This window comes from uncultured Eudoraea sp., assembly GCF_947490415.1.
GTDB lineage: Bacteria > Bacteroidota > Bacteroidia > Flavobacteriales > Flavobacteriaceae > Eudoraea.
In genome coordinates, this window is sequence record NZ_CANLGX010000008.1 from 25,726 (window position 1) to 48,384 (window position 22,659).

The window sequence follows — 22,659 nt, forward strand, 5'->3', positions numbered from 1 at the left end:
AGATGGTAGATATTACACATAAAAAAAATACACTTAGAACTGCTATTGCCCAGGCAATTGTTCATGTAAGTTCTAAAAATACCATAGAGGCCATTCTCAACAAAACGGTACCCAAAGGCGATGTATTTGCCATGAGCAAGGCGGCAGGATTATTGGGGGTTAAGAAGACCTCTGACCTGTTACCCGACTGTCACCCGCTACCAATAGAGTATACAGACATAGTTTATGAAGTAGAAGGGCATCAGATCAAAATAGTGATCACCGTAAAAACTAATTATAAAACAGGTGTTGAGGTCGAAGCCATGCACGGGGCTAGTATAGTGGCCCTTAATATGTATGATATGCTTAAGCCAATAGACAAAGGAGTTGAAATAAGTTCTATAAAACTACTCCAAAAAACGGGTGGTAAATCTGATATAAAAAATACTTAGAAAGCGTTTATTTTCTTACTGCCCAGATCTCATACATTGGTCCTCCTTTGCTGTTTTTCCCTTTATGATGCCAGTCATCGGCTTTTATTTCATAAGTGAAATTAAGTTGTGCGCCTACCCTGGTATTATCCCGTGAAAAAAATTGGATGTTTTCAGAATAAACCCCATCCTTTGAAGTATATGTTCCGCCTCCCGTACCGGAAAATTTAAAAGTTTCCGTATCATAAGCAATCCATTGAAAATATCCATCCGATAAAAACTTCATGGTTTTTCGCGAATTACTTTCTCCACGTCTTTCCTGTCCTTCATCGGGGCCACGGGTTCCAAAAAGCCACTTGCCATCCAATGGCTGCTTGAATTCAGGGTCTTTCTTAAAGAATAAGTTGTTATCCCCAACGAATACCAAACCTCCTTCAACAATTTCTACAGGTAATTCAACAGAGGTGGCAGTATCCTCTTCATAATTAGAATTAAATTCAAGTTTTACAGCTAAGACATCATTCTCAAATTTATAAAAACCACCAATGGTCTTAACAAACCCTGCAGGCGATTTAGTATAAATGGTATGAATAAAATAAGTGTTGTCTATTTTTAATTCATGAGTAAGGTTGAGCCCATTAACACTGTCCTGTGCATGATAAACCCCGGGAGAGATCTGAGCCTGCATATTTACCAAATAAAATACCGAAAAGAGAAGAAGAATCCATTTCATAATTTATGCTTTTAAAGATTTAAAAATAAAGATAATTCCTTTGTAATGAGCAGTTTGTATAAAATAGCTAAAAAAAGCTAAAGATTTTGGGAAGGCAGATGCTTTAACATTTCTACCGTAGTATTTTCAAGGTCAAACTTTGACTCCCATCCCCAATCTTCTTTTGCCTTAGAATCATCAATACTGCTCGGCCATGTTTCTGCTATACTCTGTCTGAAATCAGGACTATAGGATACTTTGAAATTTGGGATGTGTTTTTTTATACTAGCGCTGATATCGGCTGGTGAAAAACTCATTGCCGCCAGATTATACGAGGATCTCACGGATATTTTTTCAGGATTACAATCCATAAGTTTTATGGTAGCCCTAATGGCATCGTCCATAAACATCATGGGAAGTTTTACATCCTCATTCAGAAAACAAGTATAGGTACCCTTCTCAAGGGCCTCGTGATAAATTTCAATAGCATAATCCGTAGTGCCTCCTCCGGGAAGTGTTTTCCAACTAATTAATCCCGGGTACCTTACGCTTCTCACATCGACCCCAAATTTATGGTAGTAATAGGAACACCATCTTTCACCGGATTGCTTGCTTATGCCGTAAACAGTGCTGGGTTCCATTATGGTACTTTGAGGAGTATTGTCTTTTGGTGTGTTTGGACCAAATACTGCTATACTCGATGGCCAGAAAACTTTTTCAATTTTTCTTTCTTTGGCCAGGTTTAGTACGTTAAAAAGTGAATTCATATTTAAATTCCATGCCCTTTCAGGAAATTTCTCTGCTGTTGCACTCAACATAGCGGCCATTAAATATACTTCCTCAATTTCATGATACATTATGACATCCTCTATAGCTTCATAATTGGTAGCATCAAGTAATTCAAATGGTCCGGAGTTCATCAAACTATCAGCGCCCTCACGAATATCACTGGCAACAACTTGTTCATTTCCGTATAATTCTCGTAAGGCCAGGGTGAGTTCTGTACCAATCTGCCCGCAGGCTCCTAAAATAAGGATGGATTTTTGCATAAACAGGGAGTAAATATAATTCCTTGGTAAAGATAGCTTTTATTAAAATTTGTACATTCGCCTTATGAGAAAATTGTTTGTTTTTGGGATAACATTCTTACTCTTGTTTTCCTGTGGCAACACTCAAGGGACTGAGCAAAGTATTAGTCCGGACGAGCTTGAATTTGATGTGCAAAAACTCCCCAAAAAGTCAGTATTGAATAGCGGAGCCAAAGCAATTCTGGAGACTTGGGCCGAGTTTAATGATCTGGATATCGCTTTTGATGGACTTTACGCTGTTGAGAATAATGAAGAACTTATTCTTCTTATTGATGAGTTTATAGAGAAACAAAATGCACTGGCGGTTTCCAATTACCCTGAAATTTTTGATATACCACAGGTAAAAAGCCGGCAAAAAGTGTTTAAAACCTATGTTTTAAAGGTAAAGGCAACTCTTGAATACCGCAAGGATCCATTGGAGCCAACTATAGAAATGGTCAATGCATTTAACAATCTGCGCAATCAATTTAATGTGATGGTAAATTATAATTTTGACTCAAAAATGATTTTAGATGAATAAGCTTTTAGTAATTACCCTAATGTTATGTGCCGGGCAATTGATTGCCCAGGAAGAGCCTAAGATGGAAGTAAATGAACTGATTAATAAATGGCATAAGGCGGCATCTGAAGCCGATTTTGACACGTATTTTGGGATCCTTGCCGAGGACGGAGTTTTTATAGGAACCGATGCCTCAGAAAATTGGCAAAATGATGATTTCAGGGCATTTTCAAAACCTTATTTTGATCGTGGAAAGGCATGGAGCTTTACTACTATAGAACGAAATATTTACATGAATGAATCTGGAAATTTTGCCTGGTTCGATGAATTATTGGATACCCGCATGGAAATTTGCAGAGGCTCCGGAGTACTTCAAAAGGAAGATGGCAAATGGAGAATAAAGCACTATGTGCTTTCCATAACCATTCCTAATGAAGACGTAGATGTAGTTAGTGCAATAAAAAAGGAAAAAGACAGCTTATTCATAGTAAATAAAAAACTTCGCTAATAAAAAGTGGTATTGCCTTTGGAGCGATTCGGTATAAATTATAATGTTATGAAAATGAACAGAAACCTTCTCTCTTTAATATTACTTTTTATAGTTTTTGTGGGTTGCAGGACGGAACCCCAGGAGAAGCAAACAGACTATTATTCCTCAGCCTTATTTAAAGATGTGCAATTACAAGGCTTATTTGAAGATTCCAAGACTTTTGTAGATCTGGTGCCTAAAGAATCTTATTACACGCTGAACAAGAAGTATGAAGCCGAAAGACAAAACACAGATTTTGATCTGAAAAAATTTGTCGAGGAAAATTTTAGTGATAAAACAACCGCCACACTTAGCTTTGAAACAGATACAACCCATACCATGTATGAACATATTAGTAGTATCTGGAGCAAATTAACCAGGGGACCGGATTCTGTAATTCCCTATTCCTCCAGGATATCCTTGCCTTATGAATACGTTGTGCCCGGCGGGAGGTTTAAGGAAATTTATTATTGGGATAGTTATTTCACTATAGAAGGTTTGTTAGTAGATAATCAGGAACGGATTGCCAGGAACATGGTTGATAATTTCGCTTATTTAATAGATACTTTGGGCTTTATTCCCAATGGTACCAGGAACTACTATTTAAGCCGTTCACAACCTCCTTTCTTTACACTTATGGCAACAGCACTTGCTCGTAAAGACAGTATGGTTTTAGCAGAATATTTACCAATGATTGAGAAGGAGTACGATTTTTGGATGGCCGGGAAAGATGTTATTGAGGAGCCATATGAGGCTAACAAGTATGTAGTTAAAGTAGGGGATGATTCATTCCTTAACAGGTATTGGGACAGTAGTGTTACACCACGCCCTGAAAGCTACAAGGAAGATTATCATTTAGCGGATGATCTTGCAACTCAAAAAGAGAAAACTGATCTTTATGTCAATTTAAGGGCAGGAGCGACTTCCGGCTGGGATTTTAGCAGCCGTTGGTATGCCGAGGAAGGTTCCTTTGGGTCAACCAATACGGCAAATATATTACCGGTAGACCTGAACTGCCTGCTTTATTTTATGGAGAATCAAATTGCTAAGGGCTATAGTTTAAAAGGGGATAGGCAAGCTGAATCCCTTTATCGGGAAAAGGCACTGAAGCGGAAAGAATTGATCCAGGAAACTTTTTGGGTTGAAGAGGAACAATTTTTTATGGATTTTGACTTTAAAACGAAAAGTAACACAGATGAATTTACATTAGCAGCTACGTATCCTTTGTTCTTTAATATTGCTACTAAAGAACAGGCTGAAGCAGTAAAAGAAAAACTAATAACTGAGTTTTTAAAAGATGGCGGACTTCTTACTACTTTAAAAAATACGGGGCAACAATGGGATGCTCCAAACGGATGGGCGCCTTTACAATGGATGGCTGTGCATGGGTTGCTTAACTATGGATATAAAGAAGAGGCTCTTGATGTAATGAAAAGATGGTTGGCAATTAATGAGCGGGTCTATGAAAATACGGGTAAGATGATGGAAAAGTATAATGTGGAGGATACGAGCTTACTATCCGGAGGTGGCGAATATGAGACCCAGGATGGATTTGGCTGGACTAATGGGGTGGCATTAGGATTTAAGGCTTTGGTGGACCAAATGGAAGGTCAGTAAAGTTCTGTAGTTAGTGCATCTACTTTGCATAGGACACATAATTAGATCCGGACTAGCCCTATTTATAGTGTAAACCTCCCTCTTATTCCCCAATAAATTAAGTTGTTGGCGGACTCATTTAGAGAAGGGTTAATTACCCATTGCAAATCGGGGGTGATTGCCAGATGTTCAGTTAAATTAAATCTATAGTATATTTCAAATGAATATTGGTCCCGGACACCCGTTGGTTTTGCCCAGTTAAATCCAATGTTTAAGATATCATGACTTTTAAATCTGAATCCATTTCCAAAAGCAACATATTTTTCGGCAAGCGTATTAGTTCCTTTTCCATTTGAAAAACCAGCTCTAAAAAATGGAATATATTTCTCTTTGAAATACCAATGTGATGAAAAAGAAACGCCTTGTCCAGTATCAATTCCATTTGTTGAATCAGAGTTCCAGTATGTTAAGCTTATACGTTTAAAATATCTTTCAGCATATGATTTAATATACCCTACTTCAATCGATTTAAATAAATTTCCTTCAAAAAATTGATTGCCGACATTCAAAAAGTCACCCTCATTAAAAGGATCACCAAGTACATCAAAAACACCCCCCATAACATAAATATCTTTTTTCGTTGTAGGGAGAATACTAACCACGGCACCTATACCCTGATTGGGCCAATTAGCTGTTGGAGAAGAAGAAAAACCGTAACCAAAGAAATTAGTAAAAGGATTAATCATTCCATAAAAATTGAAATAATTAGTAGGGTCCAGTTTTCCAATAGCAAATTTCAGGTGTTCTTTGAACAATGTTTGTTGATAGTAAAATTCAGAAATACGAAAAGAAAAACTATTAACCTTTGTTGCAGGCAACAATATTGAACCTGTTTCAAACCCTAATAACATTGGTGGAACTCCTGTACCTATGGTATGTCTTGTCTCAAATTTTATTGAAAAAGTTCCTGTATTTCCTGATTCCTTTCCAATTGGAGACCAACTTATAGGAATATCCAATATTCCACCACCCGAACTGGTCTGACTAGAATCTGTAATACCAGTTGATGCACCAAGATAAGCGATGGTATAGTTTATTCCGAACTCCAAATCAGTTTTATTAACTATTTTTTCCTTGGTTTCAAACCAGGGCTTGAAAACCCTAATTGGAATTCTGAAATAAGATTCTTTAACCTGATTTTCAAATACTAACTGAGCCTCTATGCTTGTGGGACCACCTAATTCGTTTTTACCCTTGTATCCCGAATAAGTGGAATCGGTCAGTATTCCAAACCCAGAACTGCTTGAATCAGGAATCTTCTGCCCAAAAACATTGATAAGTGTAAACACTAAGAGCGCAAGAGAAATAAAGAATTTTCTTTTCATTTCAATAATATAAAATAAGGGAAATAGAAAGTTACTTCCCTTATTTTATTTCTAGTCTATCTAGTTTAATACTTTATCAAACCTGGATAATTCTATCTTAATATCAGCATTGTATTTTTTATCAACTGTTTTAGAGTCTTCAATAAGTTGTTCAAATTCTGTTTTCATACTTTGTGTTACCGGACCCTCGGAATGATCAAGTATTCCACTCATGAAAGACATTTTAAATAATATGGTTGCAGGTAAATTAATTACTTCGGCCAAAGTTCTACCGGTGGAAACGTACCTGGCTTCATAATTTGATACCAGAGCGGCAATTACTTCAGCCTGACGTTCAGCTTTTTTAATTTTACCGGAACCAGCTCCTTTGGTTTTGAATGCCTCAATTTTTGAAGTGATCTCCTCTTTAATTTTGAGCGCAGCAATAACATTTTGTGTTGAACTTTCTGCAGCATTATACAATTCCATCCAGAATGCATATTTAGCTTCTGCTTGTGCCTGAGTATATGACTCTTTTGGATTCATAAACACTTTGAATGATTGTGTTTCAACAACGCCATCTACTGTTAGTCTGGCCTGGTATTCACCGGGAGGGACAATTGGTGATATTGCAGTTGGAGGTCTTTTAGGTACTGATGTAACCCGGTTAATTCGCATATCCCAAACAAATTTATTTAGTCCTGAATTGAAATTTCCATCTGATCCATAGTTCAGCGCCATTACTTCCTTGTTATAGTTCCGGATTACGTTTCCATCCTTATCAAGGATTTCTATAGTAATTTCTTGGGGTTCTTTGGCTAATTTATAATACAATACAGGCCCAAGTGATTTGGGATCTCCAGCATCGATAAACTTGCGCTTCCTCTCTCCATTTATAGGTTTGAATCCTAATTCGTAATAGGTTAGGCCGGGACGCATATTTTGAACAAAATAGTTTTTCTTATCTCCGGGGTCACCACCTGGCAGATAATCCATCCACCAGTTGTATCCAAATCGGGTATGATCTGTGATGGGATAAAGGTGAGTCGCCTTGGATGCTATGGCTGTCGTACTCTCTCGTAATGGCGTGATATCATCCATAATCCAGAAACCACGACCGTTGGTTGCTATGACCAGATCTGCATCTTTTATCTTTATGTCAACAACCGGGACTGCCGGTAAATTGGCTTTGAGTTTATCCCAACTTTGGCCATCGTTTAAGGAGTAGTAGATTCCGGTTTCTGTTCCTGCAAATAGTAAACCTTTACGTTCCTTATCCTCCCGGACTGTTCTTGTTATTTGATCTTGAGGGAAATTTGAAGATAAATTTGTCCAGGTTTTACCATAATCCGATGTTTTATATAGATATGGACTGTAATCGTTATAGGTATTAAAATTCGATATGGCTACATACGCGGTAGCGGGATCATGTGGTGAAGGTTCAATTTCATATACTTGGGAATATTCAGGGCAATCGGTTATTGAAATATCTTCCCAGTTCTTCCCACCGTCTTTTGTGATATATATTTTTCCATCATCTGAACCTGTCCATATCAGACCTTCTTGCAATGGTGATTCATCCATTCGTTTAATGGTACTATATATTTCCTGTCCGAAGTATTCAGACAACCAAGGAGTTCCGGTAATTTTCTGACGTTCTTTAATGTTGTGCGTCAGATCTGGGCTAATAACCTCCCAATTTAATCCTTCATCGGTTGATTTGAATAGCACATTGCCACCCAGGTAAATGGTTTTGGGGTCATGTGGCGATAAGAAGTATGCCAGGTCCCAGTTAAAACGATATTTCAGATCGTAGCCATTTAATCCAAACAATGGCACTGGCCATACCGATCGCACTTCATTTTGTCCAGTTGCCAGGTTGTTAACGGTAAAAGGAGCGCCACTGCCCATGGGAGCACCAACGGATATATTATAAACAATGTTTAAATCATCCGGATTTGGAATAACGCTACTTACTTCACCATTACCAATTATAGTTGTTTCATAGCCCGAGATCCCTCCCCATCGTGAAGCACTTGGAACCTTGTAGGCTAAAACATCCTGGCCACTACCATATACATTATAGGGGAAATCATTATCCACATTTACACGATAAAATTGGGAGTTTTTTTGAGTATGCTGGCCCGACCAGGTTTTGCCTCCTGTTATACTCACCTGACAACCCCCATCATTGGAACCAATCATGCGCATTGGATCTTTAGGGCAAATCCAAATATCGTGAAAATCATCTTTTATACCAGGCTCTAAAATCCAGGTTTTACCCCCATCTTTGGACATAAACATGCGGTTGTTTGGAGACCACAATTCGTTGGCATCGTGTGGGCTCGCATAAATATGACTGTAGTAGAAAGGGCGTCCTATGATTTGGAAAAAGTCGGAAACAAATCCCCAATTTTCACCTAGATCATTTGAAACATACAAACCTGGTTTGGTTTCAGAATCAACTAATGCATATACTTTTTTAGGATCGGCTGCCGACATGGTAACGCCAGCCCTTCCTCGCCCTCCGGCTGGTAAGCCTTCGCTATAGGTAATTTCTTTCCAAGAATCACCACCATCGGTGGATTTCCATAAGCCGGATTCAGGGCCACCGGTTTTTGCTCCCCATACCTTGCGCTCAAATTCCCAGATCACTGCGAAGAGTTCATCTGGATTCGAAGGATTCATCACCAAATCAATTGCGCCTGCGGTTTCACTTTTATAAAGCACTTTTTTCCAGGTTTTTCCCCCATCTTTCGTCCGGAATACACCTCTTTCCGGGTTAGGCCCAAAAGCACTACCAAAAGCAGCAACAAAGACAATATCAGGATTGGCAGGATGAACGCGTACTTGTGAAATATGTTTGGTTTCTTTTAAACCCACATTAGTCCAGGTCTTACCGTTATTTATTGTTTTATAAACGCCATCGCCCCAACTAACATTATTACGCATCTGCGGTTCCCCGGTGCCAACATAAGCAACGGCTGGGTTAGATTCGGAAAATTCCATAGCTCCAATACTACCATATTTGAAATCTTTATCACCCACAGGTTCCCAATATAAACCAGCATCTTCAGTTTTCCATAATCCATTGCTGGCCCCGTGATAAAATGTGTTGGGTTCCGTGGGGTGTCCTATAACTACTGATCCCCGATTCCCAATAATAGGTCCAATAAAACGCCATTGCAGTGCGTCCATGTTTTCATTTACCTGGGCATTAAGAAGATTTGGTGCAAATGCAATCAGAATAACAATGGAGAATAGCCCTTCCTTCAAATAATTTAAGATTCTTTTTATCATATGCCTTTAGTAAAAAATAACTGGTTCAGAATATAAAAATAGTGAAGTTAAAATAATTTTAGCGCCTCGTGAAAGTTTGAAGTAATTTTAAGACTTATTAGATAATAATTTTCAGAAGATAATTATTTTTAATCATGGCCAAGTCGTTACTTTTCATACCAGATATTTCGGGTTTTACCAAATTCGTGCAGACCACTGAAGTAGCACATAGCCAGCATGTTATTGCTGAATTGTTGGAAGTGCTTATAGAGGCCAATACGGAGGAGCTGCAGCTGGCTGAGGTAGAAGGAGATGCCCTTTTTTTCTATCGGGAAGGAGAGCTGCTTTCACAGGAAAAATTGCTCGCCCAGATTGAAACCATGTTTACTGCATTTACGAGGCATCTCAAACTTTTGGAAAAGAATAGAATATGCCCATGTAATGCCTGTGCAACAGCTCCAAAACTGGAATTAAAAATTGTAGCACATTGTGGCGATATAGAATTTCTGGAGGTACAGGGCAATAGAAAACCTTTTGGGAAACAGGTCATAGAAGCACACAGGTTACTAAAGAATTCTGTTGAAAGTGATAATTATGTGCTGATAAGCAAAGAACTCTCTTCGGATATTGGGCTTCCCTTTTATTATTACAGCAAAGTGTTCAGATTTAAACAGGGGAAAGATATTTATGACCAAAAAGAGGTTGAATATATCTATTCAATTATTGACAATAACAAACTTAATATTGGGGAGTATTCCACTGCTAAGGAAGTAGTGTTGGAAGATAACCCCGGAATCGTTTTAGACAGAAATTTTTCAATAGCAGCGGAATCTCTTATGGAATATATTACCAACCTTTCGTACCGACATTTTTGGGTAAAGGGAGTTGATAAATTTGAGTATAATGAAAATGAAGTTACCAGACTAGGTTCAGAACATGTCTGTGTAATAAATAATAAACATTTGAACTTTGTGGCGGTAAAGAAAAAAGTTAAACCGGGAAAATATGTCTATGGCGAAATGACTAAAAGTATTCCCGTTGCAGATACAGTATATCAATTTTATACGATAAGTCCAATTTCAGATAATTCATGCAACTTGAAAATAGAATTGTATTGGGAAACAAGATCTTTTTTAAAGAAACTGGCAATGACATTTTTTGCCCAAAGGATTTTTAGGAAAAACACTGAAAATTCGCTGAATTTATTGGATCAATTGGTTGAAGAGCGACGGACTGTTATCGCCTAGTACGAGACCCTTAAAACGGAATATACCTAATTGTTGTAATAAAAAAAGCGGACAACAATTGCCCGCCTTAATATTATTCTCTCCACATTACTCAATTCTGTTTTTCTACAGGTTCAGCTTTCCTGGATTCCAGCGCCTGTTTACTTAGGCTGGCCAGATTAAAATTAGGATCAATTTTTAAAGCTTCATCAATGGTGGCAATTGCCAGGTCTATATCATCCTTATTCATATTGTATTGAACAAGACCTTTTAAATGATAAAAGGCTGCTTTCAGAGGTACTTCATATGGTTGCTGTCTTTCATAGAAAGCATACTTCATATCATCTTTGGAGTTAAGAATACCATATTCAATGTCAATATTGGCACCGGTGTTATCTCCTGTCTGAATCTTGAGATCTGCCAATTCATATGCCAAATAGGCGTTGGGTTGCCTGGAATATAGAACCTCAAACTGTTCAAGGGCTCTTTTGGGCTGGTTCAAAGCTTTTAAGGAAATGGCTTTTACCTGGACTGCAAGATCAGAATCTGTATCGTTTTTTTCAATCCCAATAGTATTTAAAGCCTGTAGGTGCTGACTGTTATTGGCATAAACGTATGCAAGGGTATCTCTCCTTTCAACGGAAGGTGAAATTACGTTCAAATGAGTTAGTGCATTTATTATACCGCTTATATCGGACTGTTTTCTCATTTCGAAATAATATGCCTCAAAATGTTTTTGTAGCTCTGTATTGGTTTGTGAATAACCGCCGTGAAAGCACCCTAAACCAGTAATAAGAATTAATATAAACTTCTTCATTATCGTATAAATTTCGTGCGGCAAAACTAATACATTTTTTTTGGTCTTTGCCTAAGGAAACTCTTAAAAGTCAATTAGATGGATTTTTTTAATGAATAACAATTATTAAATGACCTGTCTTTCCTTATTAATTTTTTCAGTGGACCGTTTTCGGTGTTCGTTGGGAGGTATAAAAAAAGGATGCCTTTGGGCATCCTTTTTATTGGGTGGTTATTAGTTCTGAACTACTTATGCCAGGGTTAACTCTTCTTCTTTTTTGGTATAAGAATTTAACAACCAGGCATAAAATGCAAGGCTCCTGTTATCCTTGTCTATACAGGATTTTAGAAATTCACATAAATTATTAAAAAACAGGTTTGTATATAATGTAGGCAGTCCTAAATTAATTTTTTTAGGATCATAATCCTTTTCATTCATTACAATATCCATTGCTATTCTGTGCCTGTGATAATCAATAGACACATCTGTGGCATTGTAATGATTCTTTACTATAGCCTTGTGCAGGCTCTGAAAGTTTTTGGTCATCTTGCATTTTGAACAACTACGGGAGATGAGACTTTCCAGTTCCATTAAAATCCTCCCCTTTAATTTTGTTTTTTCCATGACATTTAGGGATTTAATGTTTACATAAAGATACAGCTTATCGATAAAAAGTTGAAAATCAACGCTATAAATTAACCTTTTATCGATGTTTTTGTTGTAAAAGTGGCTATTGTTGTTGTGAAACGCTAGTTTATTCCGGTATAAAAGGCAACGTCTTTATTAAGAAAATTCCTACTTAGTATTATTTTTCCACTTTTTATGGATTTATGTTGTAGATATTGGGGTCTTGGAAGCATATTTTTATCTGCCATGTGGGAATAATAGTCGCTTTTCAAAGGGTGATCCGGGTAGACTCCGTTAAAGATTTGATTCCACCAATTGTTTTCCAGTACCGTTTTTATCAGATGAATACAATCATTTAAATGTATTAAGTTAACGGGTTCATTCCCATTGCTCAGTCCTTTTTTACCAGATAGCACTGTGATGGGGTGTCTATTGGGTCCAATAAGACCACCAAACCTAAGGATGGTTGTTTGCAGGGACTTGTCGTTTAGAAAAATATTTTCAGCCTCCACTAATTGTTTTCCCGATTCAGTTACAGGCATCGGAAGGGTATCCTCAGTTACCTCACCTTCAACAGCTCCATAGACTGAAGTACTGCTCACAAACACTATTTTTTTTACACTGGATTTTTCTATCGCATTGTGCAAATGAGTCATTTTGAGAACATAATTCTCTTTGTTCTTACCCCGGATACCAGGGGGTACATTTATTATAAGGATATCCAGCTGGTCCAGAAATTGTATAATTGAGCCTGTAATTTCTTCCTCACCTAAAATGACTATAAATGGCTTTATTCCTTCCTTCTCTAAGGTATCCAGTTTGTCCTTATTGGTAGTACTACCGTGTACATTATAGCCGGCTTGTATAAGAGATTTGGCCAGTGGTAAGCCAAGCCATCCGCATCCGATAATTCCTATGGTGTTTTTCAAAATTTAATCGTTTTAATCAATAAAACAGCATCATTAAGTACAAAGGGCATAGGAATGGTTGCTTCCGGTCTTGCGGGTATCGAAAATGAGGGATTATCCAGAAGATCATTAGAGGCCTCATACAACGTTAGCTCTAAATATTCGTCTTTAGGAATGCTTAGTTGAATTTCCGTAAAATCATTATTACTTATGAAATGTGTAATTAGCTTACCTCCTTTTCTATGGCTAAGATAGTGGTCAGACAATGTAACATTATTAATTTTTGCTTCTAATATATTTAGCTCGTTTGTAAAGACGTCCAAACGATTAACATCGCGTTGTGGGCTAATACATAACTCAAACATGCGCTTATTTCCAATAACCGTATCAAGGGTAATCTCAATTTTTGGGGGTAAAAGTTCTTTAATTGGGGCGTCGGCCACATAGGTAAATTCGGTACTATATTTACTGCTTATTTTAATAAAAGCCAGACTGTCCGGCCTTTTTTTAGTTTCTCCCAGATATTGAGATGTCCATGTGGAGAGTTCATTTTCATAAGTAACCCATTGCGCTCTTTTTTGATCTGTATTAAGTACATACAAGAGACTGGTAGGTTTCGCATTTTCGCTCGTAAAACCTGAATATAGATGGGCAGAAACCATAAAACCAATAAATAACAGGAATGCCAAATAGGCAATACGTTCCTTGTTCTTATAGGATGCAAAAACCGCAAGAAGCAACAGGAAGGTCAGTGTTGTGAGCACAGTAGATGCAACCATCATTTTTAATCCTAATCCAATGGGGAACATTTGAATAAACGGGGTGTAAAGCCATAGGGCGGGGACCGTTAAAATCATCAAAATATAAATATTAGGCTTCTCCTGATTTAAACTTATTAGGAATGTCCCTAAAAGAGCATAAAGAGGTAAAATAAAATAACTTGCACCCGGCAAATAGGTAGTTAATCCCCAGCATATGGCAAGCCAAATGATCAAAGGAGCAACCAATAGATTTGAAATGCTGATTTTCCTGAACTTATGGTAAACCCAAAAACAACTGCTTACTGAGAATAATACAAATGCCAGAATGTAGTAATGCCCATTGTAAGTAAAACCGTGTAAAATATCTTTATACTGCGGATAAATCCATTTTAATACGGACCAGCTATACCAGCCCACAATACCGTTTATAGTTAATGCTATTGTAAGCGGCAGGAGTCCTTTCCCAATTTCCTTTAGATCAAGGCGTTTAATTTTAAAACCGTAAAGCAATAAAGCGAGCATCATCGCCAGGGCTAAAAAGAACATGGACCATGTCCATTCAAATGGGTAAGAAATAAACTTAAAAAAAGGCACATTAAAATAAACAAAGTCGTTTAAACTCTTCAAATCGTTCAGATCGGCCTGACTGAAATGTTCTAAAAGGGGCATCAAATAACTTCCCTGATGCGCTAAAGAGTTTCTGTCCAGACGCTGGTAGTTATCTTTAACCGTATGATAGTCATAATGATCATCTATAAATGCAAAATTAAAACCCTCAACATCTCTATCTTCCCTAAAAACAGTAAGATCTGTATCATTAGGAAGTAATTTGTAAATACTGTATGCAAGGGAGTTTGCCACAGGAAAATCAGGATTTGCTTTCGTAAATTCCTCAATTAACTTTCCATTTCCCCTATTGGTTTCTATGAGCATATAGGACTGCCCACCACTACCTCTGGCCTCGAAATTTAAAACCAACCCAACCTCTTTGGCCCACGGATGATGGTTTACAAATAGCTCCGCACCATTCAGGCCTAATTCCTCTGCATCAGAGATAAGAATAATTATATCATTTTTAGGTACTGTCCCATTGGCTATATATGCCCGGACACTTTCCAGAATGGTAGCTACACCACTCCCTGCATCACTTGCACCCAAAGATGAATGCGGGCTACTGTCATAATGTGAGAGCAGCAAAAGGGCTTTTCCCGGCTGAGAACCTTTTATTCGAGCAATTATATTCTCCGCTTTGCTGAAATTACCCCAATCTCCGGCGCTATATCCTTTCTGAACTGAGGCTTCCATGCCTAATAGGGTTAATTGATCAATGATATACTTTTTCACCGTTTCATGTGCTTTAAAACCAACGCCGTGGGGCTGTTTGGAGATAGTTTCAACATGTTTTAGTGCTCTGTCTGCAGAAAAAGAGGTTAGTGACTGATCTGCAACCTTTTTATAAGTGGGCATTGCAGTATCAAAACTCAGGTAAATAGCCAATAGAATCAGCAGAAAGGAAATTATTTGGGCATATGCCTTCATGGTATAGAATTGTCAGATAAAAGTATAAAATTCTAATAGGTTAGTTCATTTTGACGAATATATTTAATAATTAAGCAAGAAAAGTGTATATTTAAGATTAAGCTAATTTTTCAAAAGGTATGGGAATAAAGAGTTTTATGGGCCGAAGGGCCAAAGAAGGATCCAAAAAGGAGTATGATGCCCCCATTCTGGTGGAGGATTATATGACAAGAAAATTACTAACTTTTAGTACTGATCAGTCCATACTCGAAGTAATGGAATCTTTTGCAAAAAATCATATTTCCGGGGGACCGGTTTTGGATGAAAGTGGTTTTTTAGTTGGAATTATTTCAGAAGCCGATTGTATGAAGGAAATTTCAGAAAGCCGTTATTTTAACCAGCCTATCCTCGATAAAAGCGTGGAGCGTTTTATGACCAAAAATGTGGAGACCATACCTCACGACATGAGTATTTTTGATGCTGCAGGAGTTTTTCATAAAAACAATCGAAGACGATTACCGGTTTTAAAAGATGGTCTTTTAGTTGGCCAGATTAGTCGTAAAGATATTGTGATCGCAGCACTAAAACTTACCAGCCATAACTACAAATAATCTTTGGGATTAAAATAGTTGATTTTCATTTTCCGGATACTTTCGCACCGGTAATTTCTATTCGCGTTTAACGATCATGTAATAATCATTATCCAAAGGAAGATAGCCAAGATCGTAAACAAAATAATAGGTCGTACCTTTTTTTGTAGTATAAAGATTGGTTATATAATCAAAGTCGAAGCCTTTATCCATAAGACGGGTCTTGGTGGTACGTGTTTTTCCATCCTTTAGGGCAAAACTATCTAAGACCCTGTAATTCTTTCGAAGTCTGTTATTTATGTTTCTTACCAGGTTTTTACTATCCTTATTTAATTTGTTATTATAGGCATTCCGGCAGTAGTCCGAGCAGTATTTTTTATCTACCCGGCCCCTGATTATTTCCCCGCATTCAAGGCATTTTTTTTCTTTCTGATGTTCCATATATGGTAAAAGAAAACCTTACTCCCATTATTGATGTAAGTAAGCTACATTACTACAATATCGTATTTTCCGAGCAACCCTACAACTCCATCTTTTGAGAATTTAGCTTTCCTGAGTCGATTTTGTTCAGGGTCAAACTTATAATTGATTGCTGTGCTTAAATCAGCCCCCTCCAGATTGGTTTTCTCAAAAATAGCTTTATCTAAATCGCATCCTTTAAATTGTGCATTGCTGAGGTTGGCCTCTGTAAAGTCGACTTCAATTAGTTTACATTCAGTAAACTCAATTTTTTTAAGCTGTAACTGATAAAATGATGCCAGAGTCAATGAACAATGATCAAAGGAAAGTGAAAGCAATATAGGATTGCAATGTTCAAAATGAAGCCCCGTTAGTTTACAGTAGGAAAATGAAACCTCATTAAATACCGAATGACTTATATTGGCATTGCTTAGGTTGCAATGTGAAAAATGGCATGCAGTAAAGTTCATATTATCGAGGTATGCATCAGCAAAATTGCAGCCTTCAAAAATACAGTTTTCGTATGCTGCTTTTTCCAATCTCACTTTTGTGAAATCCTGATCTTTGTACGTTATATCTTCAAAAAATGATTTGTTCATAACAAGCCATAATGGGGAATAACTAAGATTAAAATGTATCTTCCTTTTCGCACCGGTTAGCCAATTTATATTACAATCTTTATGGTTTACTCTTTGAGTATCAAAGCAGGCAATCCAAGGTCTGTATACATTCTATTATAGGCGGCCATCTCCGTATTCACAATGGCTTTCTTCTCATTCTCATAGATTTTCCAGTCTTCCAGCAGATCAGTTAGCCTTTCTTTGGCCCCTTGTGTAACTTCCGGGTCTGAGTTGTCTACAAATCCTTTTAGATGCATTAATTGAGCATTTAGCTGGTTATTGTAGTTAATGACATCCTGAAAAGTTTTCTGATTAGGCTGGATAAGATTTTGTTCCCAGCTGTCTATACGTTTTATTAATTCCTTTCCCTTTTCCAATAGATCAGTAGCAATTTCATTTTCATTAAGTAGCTCTTCATAAGTCTTTAATTGTTTTTTAGCCGATCGCATTCGGGTCACAGATTCGTGAATATTCTTAATCGTATTTTCAATTTGATTCAATACGGATTGTTGTTCATCAAAATCAGTTTTGGAGGCCTTTATTTTTGGGTTTGGAAGAATGGTCACTTCCGTTTCGGCCACCTTGTCGTTCAAAGACAATCGCAGGACATAGTTACCCGGAGCTACACTGGAACCTGAATAATTTCCATAGACAAATACTTTATCTACAGCCGGGAGTGTTTCTTTTCTAAAATCCCAGGTAAATCGGTTGTACCCCATTTTTGAAGGCAAAACCGCTGGCTTGGAAGGTCCTCCCGGCCATGTTTTAAAATCTTTTTGATTTTTATTGGTAATGGTTCTAATCAGTTTTCCATTTTGAAGCACCTGTAATTCCAGATTCAAACTGTCTGCATCCTCATTCAGATAATAATCAAAAGTAACCCCTTGTTTGGGATTTTGTCCGAGTCCCGGAACTGGTTTTTCGGAACTACCCCCAAAGAGCAGATAGGTGTCTTTAGGTTTAAAGATGGTTAGAGCCGTATTATTTATTGAACTATTCTGAATGGCCCCAAGATCATCCAATATCCAGAACGACCTGCCGGCCGTAGCTGCCACTAAATCATTATCCTGAATAGTGAGGTCATTAATTGGGACTACTGGTAAGTTTAGCTGAAAGGATTGCCAGTTTAATCCGTCATTAAACGAAATATACAAACCGGTTTCTGTACCCGCATACAAAAGCCCTTTTCGTTTTGGGTCTTCCCGGACCACTCGTACAAATGTATGTTCGTCAGTAATTCCGGTTACTATTTTAGACCAGGTTTTACCATAGTCTGTTGTCTTAAATACGTATGGTTTTAGGTCCATAAATTTATAACGCATCACTGTCACATAAGCAGTAGCAGCATCATGGGGAGATACTTCAATACTATTGATTATGCCTTCAGCCAAGCCCGGAGGCGTAACATTTTCCCAATTTTCGCCTCCATCTTTAGTTATATGAATAAGGCCGTCATCACTACCGGCCCAAAGCACGCCCTTTTCATGGGGAGATTCCACGAGATACATCAGGGTGTTATAGTTCTCACCTCCTGCGGCTTCATTGGTGTAAGGCCCACCTCCCGGACCCTGCCTGTTTTTGTCATTTCGGGTCAGATCGGGACTTATAACGGACCAACTAATACCCCCGTCAGTGGTCTTGAAAACAACGTTCCCGGCATGATAAATAGTATTGCGGTCATGGGGAGAACTTATAATCGGGGCGTTCCAGTTATAGCGAAATTTAAAGCTCTCCGGGGCATTTCCCAGAGCCAATTCCGGGTATTCCTTAATTGGTTTGCCTTCCCTCGAGGCTCTGACCCATTTTTCAATAATCCCCTGATAACATCCACCGTATACAATTTCAGGATTATCGGGATCAAAAGCCAGATAGGCACTTTCACATCCGGCCACAGAATACCAGTCTTTCCAGTCGATACCCTGATCATTGGTTCTGCTGGCTATTGCGATCGCAGAATTATCCTGCTGACCACCATATACATTATAGGGAACCAGATTGTCTGTTATAACCCTGTAAAATTGCGATGTAGGCTGATTTTGTTGAGTACTCCAGCTTTTACCTCCATTATTAGAAACGTTGGCACCCCCGTCATTGGAATTGATCATTTTACGATTATCCAAAGGATTTATCCAAAGATGATGATTGTCTCCATGCGGAGTAGGTATCCGGCTAAATGTTTTACCGCCATCGATAGATTTTGTTACAGGGGCATTGCATATATATACGAGGTTTTCATCCTGAGGATCTGCAAATATTTCCATATAATACCAGGAGCGTGTAATATTTATCCGGTCTTTATTCACCTGTGTCCATTTTTTTCCCGCATCATCTGATCTGTAAACCCCACCTTTTTTTCCTTCAGCTTCCAATACGGCGAATACCCGCTCAGGATTAGCACGGGATACAGATATCCCCGCTTTTCCAAATTCTTCAGGAAGCCCTTCTTTTAACTTATTCCAGGTGGTCCCTCCATCTGTGGATTTATAAAGTCCCGAATTCTTACCCCCGGATTCCATAGTCCAAGGATAGCGGCTGTGTTCCCAGAATGCAGCATAAAGAATTAATGGGTTTTTCATGTCCATAGACAGGGAAGAGGCCCCTGTTGTCTTGTTTACAAAAAGTACTTTTTCCCAGCTTGCACCCCCGTCTGTTGACCGGTAAATTCCCCTGTCTTCCGATGGGCCGTATTGAGCTCCCTGGGCTCCAATAAACATAATATCCGGATTAGCCGGATGAATCACCACATCTGAAATATGACGGGTTTTATTCAGGCCAATATGCTTCCATGTCTTACCGGCATCGGTAGATTTATAGACCCCATCTCCCATAGAAGTCATTACCCCTCTGGCGGCGTGTTCGCCCATACCTGCAACTACAATATTTGGATTGCTTTCTGAAACTGCAATTGCACCAACGGTTCCTGTTTTTAAAAATTCGTCCGAAATATTTTTCCAGCTGATTCCATCATCGGTTGTTTTCCATATCCCACCTCCGGTGGAGCCCATATAATAGGTCATAGGCTGACCAACAACTCCACTGCTTGCTACACTCCGTCCGCCTCTAAATGGACCAATATTACGCCACTTCAGGCCATGATAAAGGGAATCCTGAGCCGCATAGGGTGAGGTATCGATTTTGGTTTTACGTTTTTGAGCCTGAATGTTTACAGGGATCAAGAGCAGGCAGAGAATAAAAAGTTGGATGGTTTTCATAATAAAAATAAGTGGTAAGATAATAAATGTTTATTTCAGTTCTTTATAAATTTTTTGGACCTCCTGTACTGTCATAGTTCCGTCATAAATCAGGAGACTATACTTTAAAATGGTTGGATCTTTTGTGGAAACAGGGACAACTGTTCTGCCAGGATAAACACAATTCTGCATGCTTTCTTTTTCTCTTAAGATCCAATCTGCTTTATCCTCAGGAGAATCCTGGTGCGAGAGTATCACGATTCCCGAATTGTTTTCCTCATTGGTTAATGACCCAAAAATATTCATCCATTTTCCGGCTTTAACGGCACTATTTTCGGGTATGATCTTACCTTTATTGGACGTAAACTGAACATCTTCAGGAAGTTTCATTCGCACAGAAAAACCCCCGTAGCCTTTTTCATCATCTGAACCACCTATTTTCAGGTTCTCTTCAAGAGCTAGAAGTGAAATTTCAAAACGTATAATACGATAGTTACTTTTTCCGGGATAAACGCTAATCGTGGTATTTTCTAATAGGAAGGGTTTTTGTTTTCCCTCCGGGTTTAACCATAGTGGAGATTGCCAATGTGTATTTACCATAAGCTTTAGAACATCGTCGTCCCTGGAACTACCAATTTCCCTGATATTCCAGGTAAAATCGCTGCATTCCCAGGAATCTCCTAATTGCCTATTTCCAATATATACCTGATGCCATGCCCAAAAAACACCCCGGTGATGGGGATGGTCCTCGGGAAAATCTTCAGTGAGTACAGATCCATCAAGGCCATGGAGTGGATGGACATAATTGTTTCGCGTGAATTCACCCTTGATCGACTTAGGTTGTTTTTGATAAAAAAGAACACTTTTATCACCCTCTTTTATTTGTATTCCTTCCTCAGACTCCGTAAAAGTTAATTGGGCGATTCCGAATAAAGGCAATAGCAAAAACCCCAAAAAACATTGGCAATTAGATTTTAATTTATAATAAAAAGTCAGTTTAGTCATCTACAGCGCTAAATACCATTTGCCGGAATCTCCAGGCTGTATTATCGTTTGTTGTGCCTTGTGTTTGTTTCATCAGGATACCAATAACCTGCTCCTCAGGATCTGCAAAATATTGCGTATTAAAGTAGCCACCCCAGTCAAAAGTACCTTCACTGCCCAAGCCGCCAGAATCCTCACCTTTATGATTTACTACCCCAAATGCCAATCCATAATTCTTAGGGCCGTCTTTCCAGATGTCCCCAATTTGGTTTGCCATGATGGTTCTTACGGTGGTTCTGCTCAGCAGCCTGACTCCGTTTAACTCGCCTTTATTCAGATACATTTGCAGGAAGGTTGCGTAATCTTTTGCGGTACTTGAAAGACCGGCCCCACCGGAAAAAAACCTTTTAGCACCTTTAACAGGATAATCTGTATCATAAAACGTAACCGGGTATTTTTCCCATTTCCCGTCTACTTTATGCTGAACATTTACCAAGCGGTCATGCTTCTCTTTTGGTAAATAAAACCAGGTATCGTTCATGCCTAAAGGATCAAAAATCCGGGTTCTCAGAAATTCATCAAAGGGTAAACCAGAGACTACTTCAATAAAGTAGCCTATAACATCAAGACCTTCGCTATAGGTAAATTTCTCACCCGGGGTATGGTGCAATGGAAGGCCGGCGAGTTTCTTAACGCTCTCTTCTATCGATATATCCTCAGTGGTAAAAAGATCTGTAATACCAGCCTTTTGATAGATGGCTTTGAATCTTGGATCTCCGTCAATTACTCCATAACCTATTCCGGAGGTATGTGAAATTAAATGTCTAATCGTAATTTCCTTTTCTGAAGGAACACTGGTGTATGTGGTATCTGTTTCATTATAAGTATCCAGGATTTTGGCATCTTTAAATTCGGGAATGTATTTTGAAACCGGATCATCTAATTTAAATTTTCCTTCTTCCCAGAGCATCATTACCGCGGTTGAAGTAATGGCCTTTGTCTGAGAGGCGATCCTGAAAATGGCATCATTATAAATTTTAATACCTGCTGAATTATCAGCCAGACCATAGGCGCTGTGGAACACTATTTTTCCATCTCTTGCAATTAAAGCCACGGCTCCCGGAATATCACCATCCTTTACAGCTTTTTTAAGCATGGCATCTATTCGCTTTAATCGTATATCAGACATTCCAACAGTTGCCGGAGTAGCTGTGGTAAGATCAGGTGAAATTTTAACTGATGGGGTTTGGGCAAATCCTATTGCAGCAATTGCCAAACAAAAAAGGAGGTTGATTTTTCTCATAATTTAATTTTTATCGTGTTCACCTGCTCTGTATGAAGAACAAGGGTTAGTCATTCCTAATTTTTTACTGTCATCGGAACAAATGAATAGTAGAACAATATAACAATAAAAGTTTTTAATTAAGTACGGGTATTGCAGCTATGCCTATTTACTTTGTAAATTAGATTACCAAGGGCTCTTAAAATCTTAAGGCCTTGCC

The 22,659-nt window shown here is 38.3% G+C and carries 19 protein-coding genes; 6 read left to right on the forward strand and 13 right to left on the reverse strand.

Translation table 11 applies throughout. From position 1 onward, the window contains the following. The first annotated feature begins 2 nt into the window (after nt 1-2). Nucleotides 3-431: a cyclic pyranopterin monophosphate synthase MoaC gene (gene moaC / locus Q0874_RS16235; protein ID WP_299164571.1), complete on the forward strand. Its 429-nt coding sequence runs from the start codon at nt 3-5 to the stop codon at nt 429-431. Nucleotides 432-438: 7 nt separating this feature from the next. On the opposite strand, the gene Q0874_RS16240 is transcribed toward moaC, so the two are convergent. Next, complete coding sequence (locus Q0874_RS16240) at nt 439-1,143, reverse strand: hypothetical protein (RefSeq protein WP_299164572.1); 705 nt, start codon at nt 1,141-1,143, stop codon at nt 439-441. A 77-nt stretch (nt 1,144-1,220) separates the two neighbouring features. Next, nucleotides 1,221-2,171, reverse strand: coding sequence for an NAD-dependent epimerase/dehydratase family protein (locus Q0874_RS16245; RefSeq protein ID WP_299164573.1), 951 nt, complete (start codon nt 2,169-2,171; stop codon nt 1,221-1,223). A gap of 64 nt (nt 2,172-2,235) precedes the next feature. Here Q0874_RS16245 and Q0874_RS16250 point away from each other — a divergent pair, with 64 nt between their 5' ends. Genes Q0874_RS16250 through treF form a run of 3 tightly spaced genes read left to right on the forward strand, consistent with a single transcriptional unit; the run spans nt 2,236 to nt 4,855 of the window. Next, nucleotides 2,236-2,730, forward strand: coding sequence for a hypothetical protein (locus tag Q0874_RS16250; RefSeq protein WP_299164574.1), 495 nt, complete (start codon nt 2,236-2,238; stop codon nt 2,728-2,730). Then, complete coding sequence (locus Q0874_RS16255; protein ID WP_299164575.1) at nt 2,723-3,217, forward strand: nuclear transport factor 2 family protein; 495 nt, start codon at nt 2,723-2,725, stop codon at nt 3,215-3,217. Before Q0874_RS16250 ends, Q0874_RS16255 begins: the two co-directional genes overlap by 8 nt. Before the next feature lie 48 nt (nt 3,218-3,265). Beyond that, complete coding sequence (gene treF / locus Q0874_RS16260) at nt 3,266-4,855, forward strand: alpha,alpha-trehalase TreF (protein ID WP_299164576.1); 1,590 nt, start codon at nt 3,266-3,268, stop codon at nt 4,853-4,855. A gap of 62 nt (nt 4,856-4,917) precedes the next feature. Here treF and Q0874_RS16265 read toward each other — a convergent pair whose 3' ends face one another. Together Q0874_RS16265 and Q0874_RS16270 are read right to left on the reverse strand one after the other, a co-directional pair. After that, on the reverse strand, nt 4,918-6,219 hold the full coding sequence (locus tag Q0874_RS16265) for a carbohydrate porin (protein ID WP_299164577.1): 1,302 nt from the start codon (nt 6,217-6,219) through the stop codon (nt 4,918-4,920). Nucleotides 6,220-6,279: 60 nt separating this feature from the next. Further along, entirely contained in the window at nt 6,280-9,498 is a 3,219-nt protein-coding gene (locus Q0874_RS16270) for a hypothetical protein (RefSeq protein ID WP_299164578.1), read from the reverse strand. Between the two features lie 134 nt (nt 9,499-9,632). On the opposite strand from Q0874_RS16270, the gene Q0874_RS16275 reads away from it, so the two are divergent. Further along, complete coding sequence (locus Q0874_RS16275; protein ID WP_299164579.1) at nt 9,633-10,724, forward strand: DUF2652 domain-containing protein; 1,092 nt, start codon at nt 9,633-9,635, stop codon at nt 10,722-10,724. 91 nt (nt 10,725-10,815) lie between these two features. Here Q0874_RS16275 and Q0874_RS16280 read toward each other — a convergent pair whose 3' ends face one another. The 4 genes from Q0874_RS16280 to Q0874_RS16295 form a co-directional block, all read right to left on the reverse strand. Further along, on the reverse strand, nt 10,816-11,520 hold the full coding sequence (locus tag Q0874_RS16280) for a hypothetical protein (protein WP_299164580.1): 705 nt from the start codon (nt 11,518-11,520) through the stop codon (nt 10,816-10,818). Nucleotides 11,521-11,748: 228 nt separating this feature from the next. After that, nucleotides 11,749-12,123, reverse strand: a complete 375-nt coding sequence (locus Q0874_RS16285) for a hypothetical protein (protein ID WP_299164581.1) — start codon at nt 12,121-12,123, stop codon at nt 11,749-11,751. Between the two features lie 125 nt (nt 12,124-12,248). After that, a complete protein-coding gene (locus Q0874_RS16290; protein ID WP_299164582.1) occupies nt 12,249-13,055 on the reverse strand; it encodes an SDR family oxidoreductase in 807 nt (268 codons plus the stop codon). Next, nucleotides 13,052-15,334: a M28 family peptidase gene (locus Q0874_RS16295; protein WP_299164583.1), complete on the reverse strand. Its 2,283-nt coding sequence runs from the start codon at nt 15,332-15,334 to the stop codon at nt 13,052-13,054. The genes Q0874_RS16290 and Q0874_RS16295 overlap by 4 nt, the downstream gene beginning before the upstream one ends. 119 nt (nt 15,335-15,453) lie before the next feature. Between Q0874_RS16295 and Q0874_RS16300 the strand changes: the two genes are divergently transcribed. Then, nucleotides 15,454-15,924, forward strand: coding sequence for a CBS domain-containing protein (locus Q0874_RS16300; protein WP_299164584.1), 471 nt, complete (start codon nt 15,454-15,456; stop codon nt 15,922-15,924). A gap of 57 nt (nt 15,925-15,981) precedes the next feature. On the opposite strand, the gene Q0874_RS16305 is transcribed toward Q0874_RS16300, so the two are convergent. From Q0874_RS16305 to Q0874_RS16325, 5 genes are all read right to left on the reverse strand, one after another. Then, a complete protein-coding gene (locus Q0874_RS16305) occupies nt 15,982-16,344 on the reverse strand; it encodes a hypothetical protein (protein ID WP_299164585.1) in 363 nt (120 codons plus the stop codon). A gap of 44 nt (nt 16,345-16,388) precedes the next feature. Next, nucleotides 16,389-16,961 (reverse strand): pentapeptide repeat-containing protein, encoded by a 573-nt coding sequence (locus tag Q0874_RS16310; protein WP_299164586.1) that lies wholly within the window; start codon nt 16,959-16,961, stop codon nt 16,389-16,391. A gap of 86 nt (nt 16,962-17,047) precedes the next feature. Then, the gene (locus Q0874_RS16315) at nt 17,048-20,194 is read right to left on the reverse strand and encodes a glycosyl hydrolase (protein WP_299164587.1); all 3,147 of its coding nucleotides are present in this window, start codon (nt 20,192-20,194) and stop codon (nt 17,048-17,050) included. A gap of 30 nt (nt 20,195-20,224) precedes the next feature. After that, nucleotides 20,225-21,178 carry a DUF6807 family protein gene (locus Q0874_RS16320; RefSeq protein ID WP_299164588.1) on the reverse strand — a complete coding sequence of 318 codons (954 nt, stop codon included), beginning with the start codon at nt 21,176-21,178 and terminating at the stop codon, nt 20,225-20,227. Then, entirely contained in the window at nt 21,171-22,460 is a 1,290-nt protein-coding gene (locus tag Q0874_RS16325) for a serine hydrolase (protein WP_299164589.1), read from the reverse strand. Before Q0874_RS16325 ends, Q0874_RS16320 begins: the two co-directional genes overlap by 8 nt. Nucleotides 22,461-22,659: the final 199 nt, after the last annotated feature.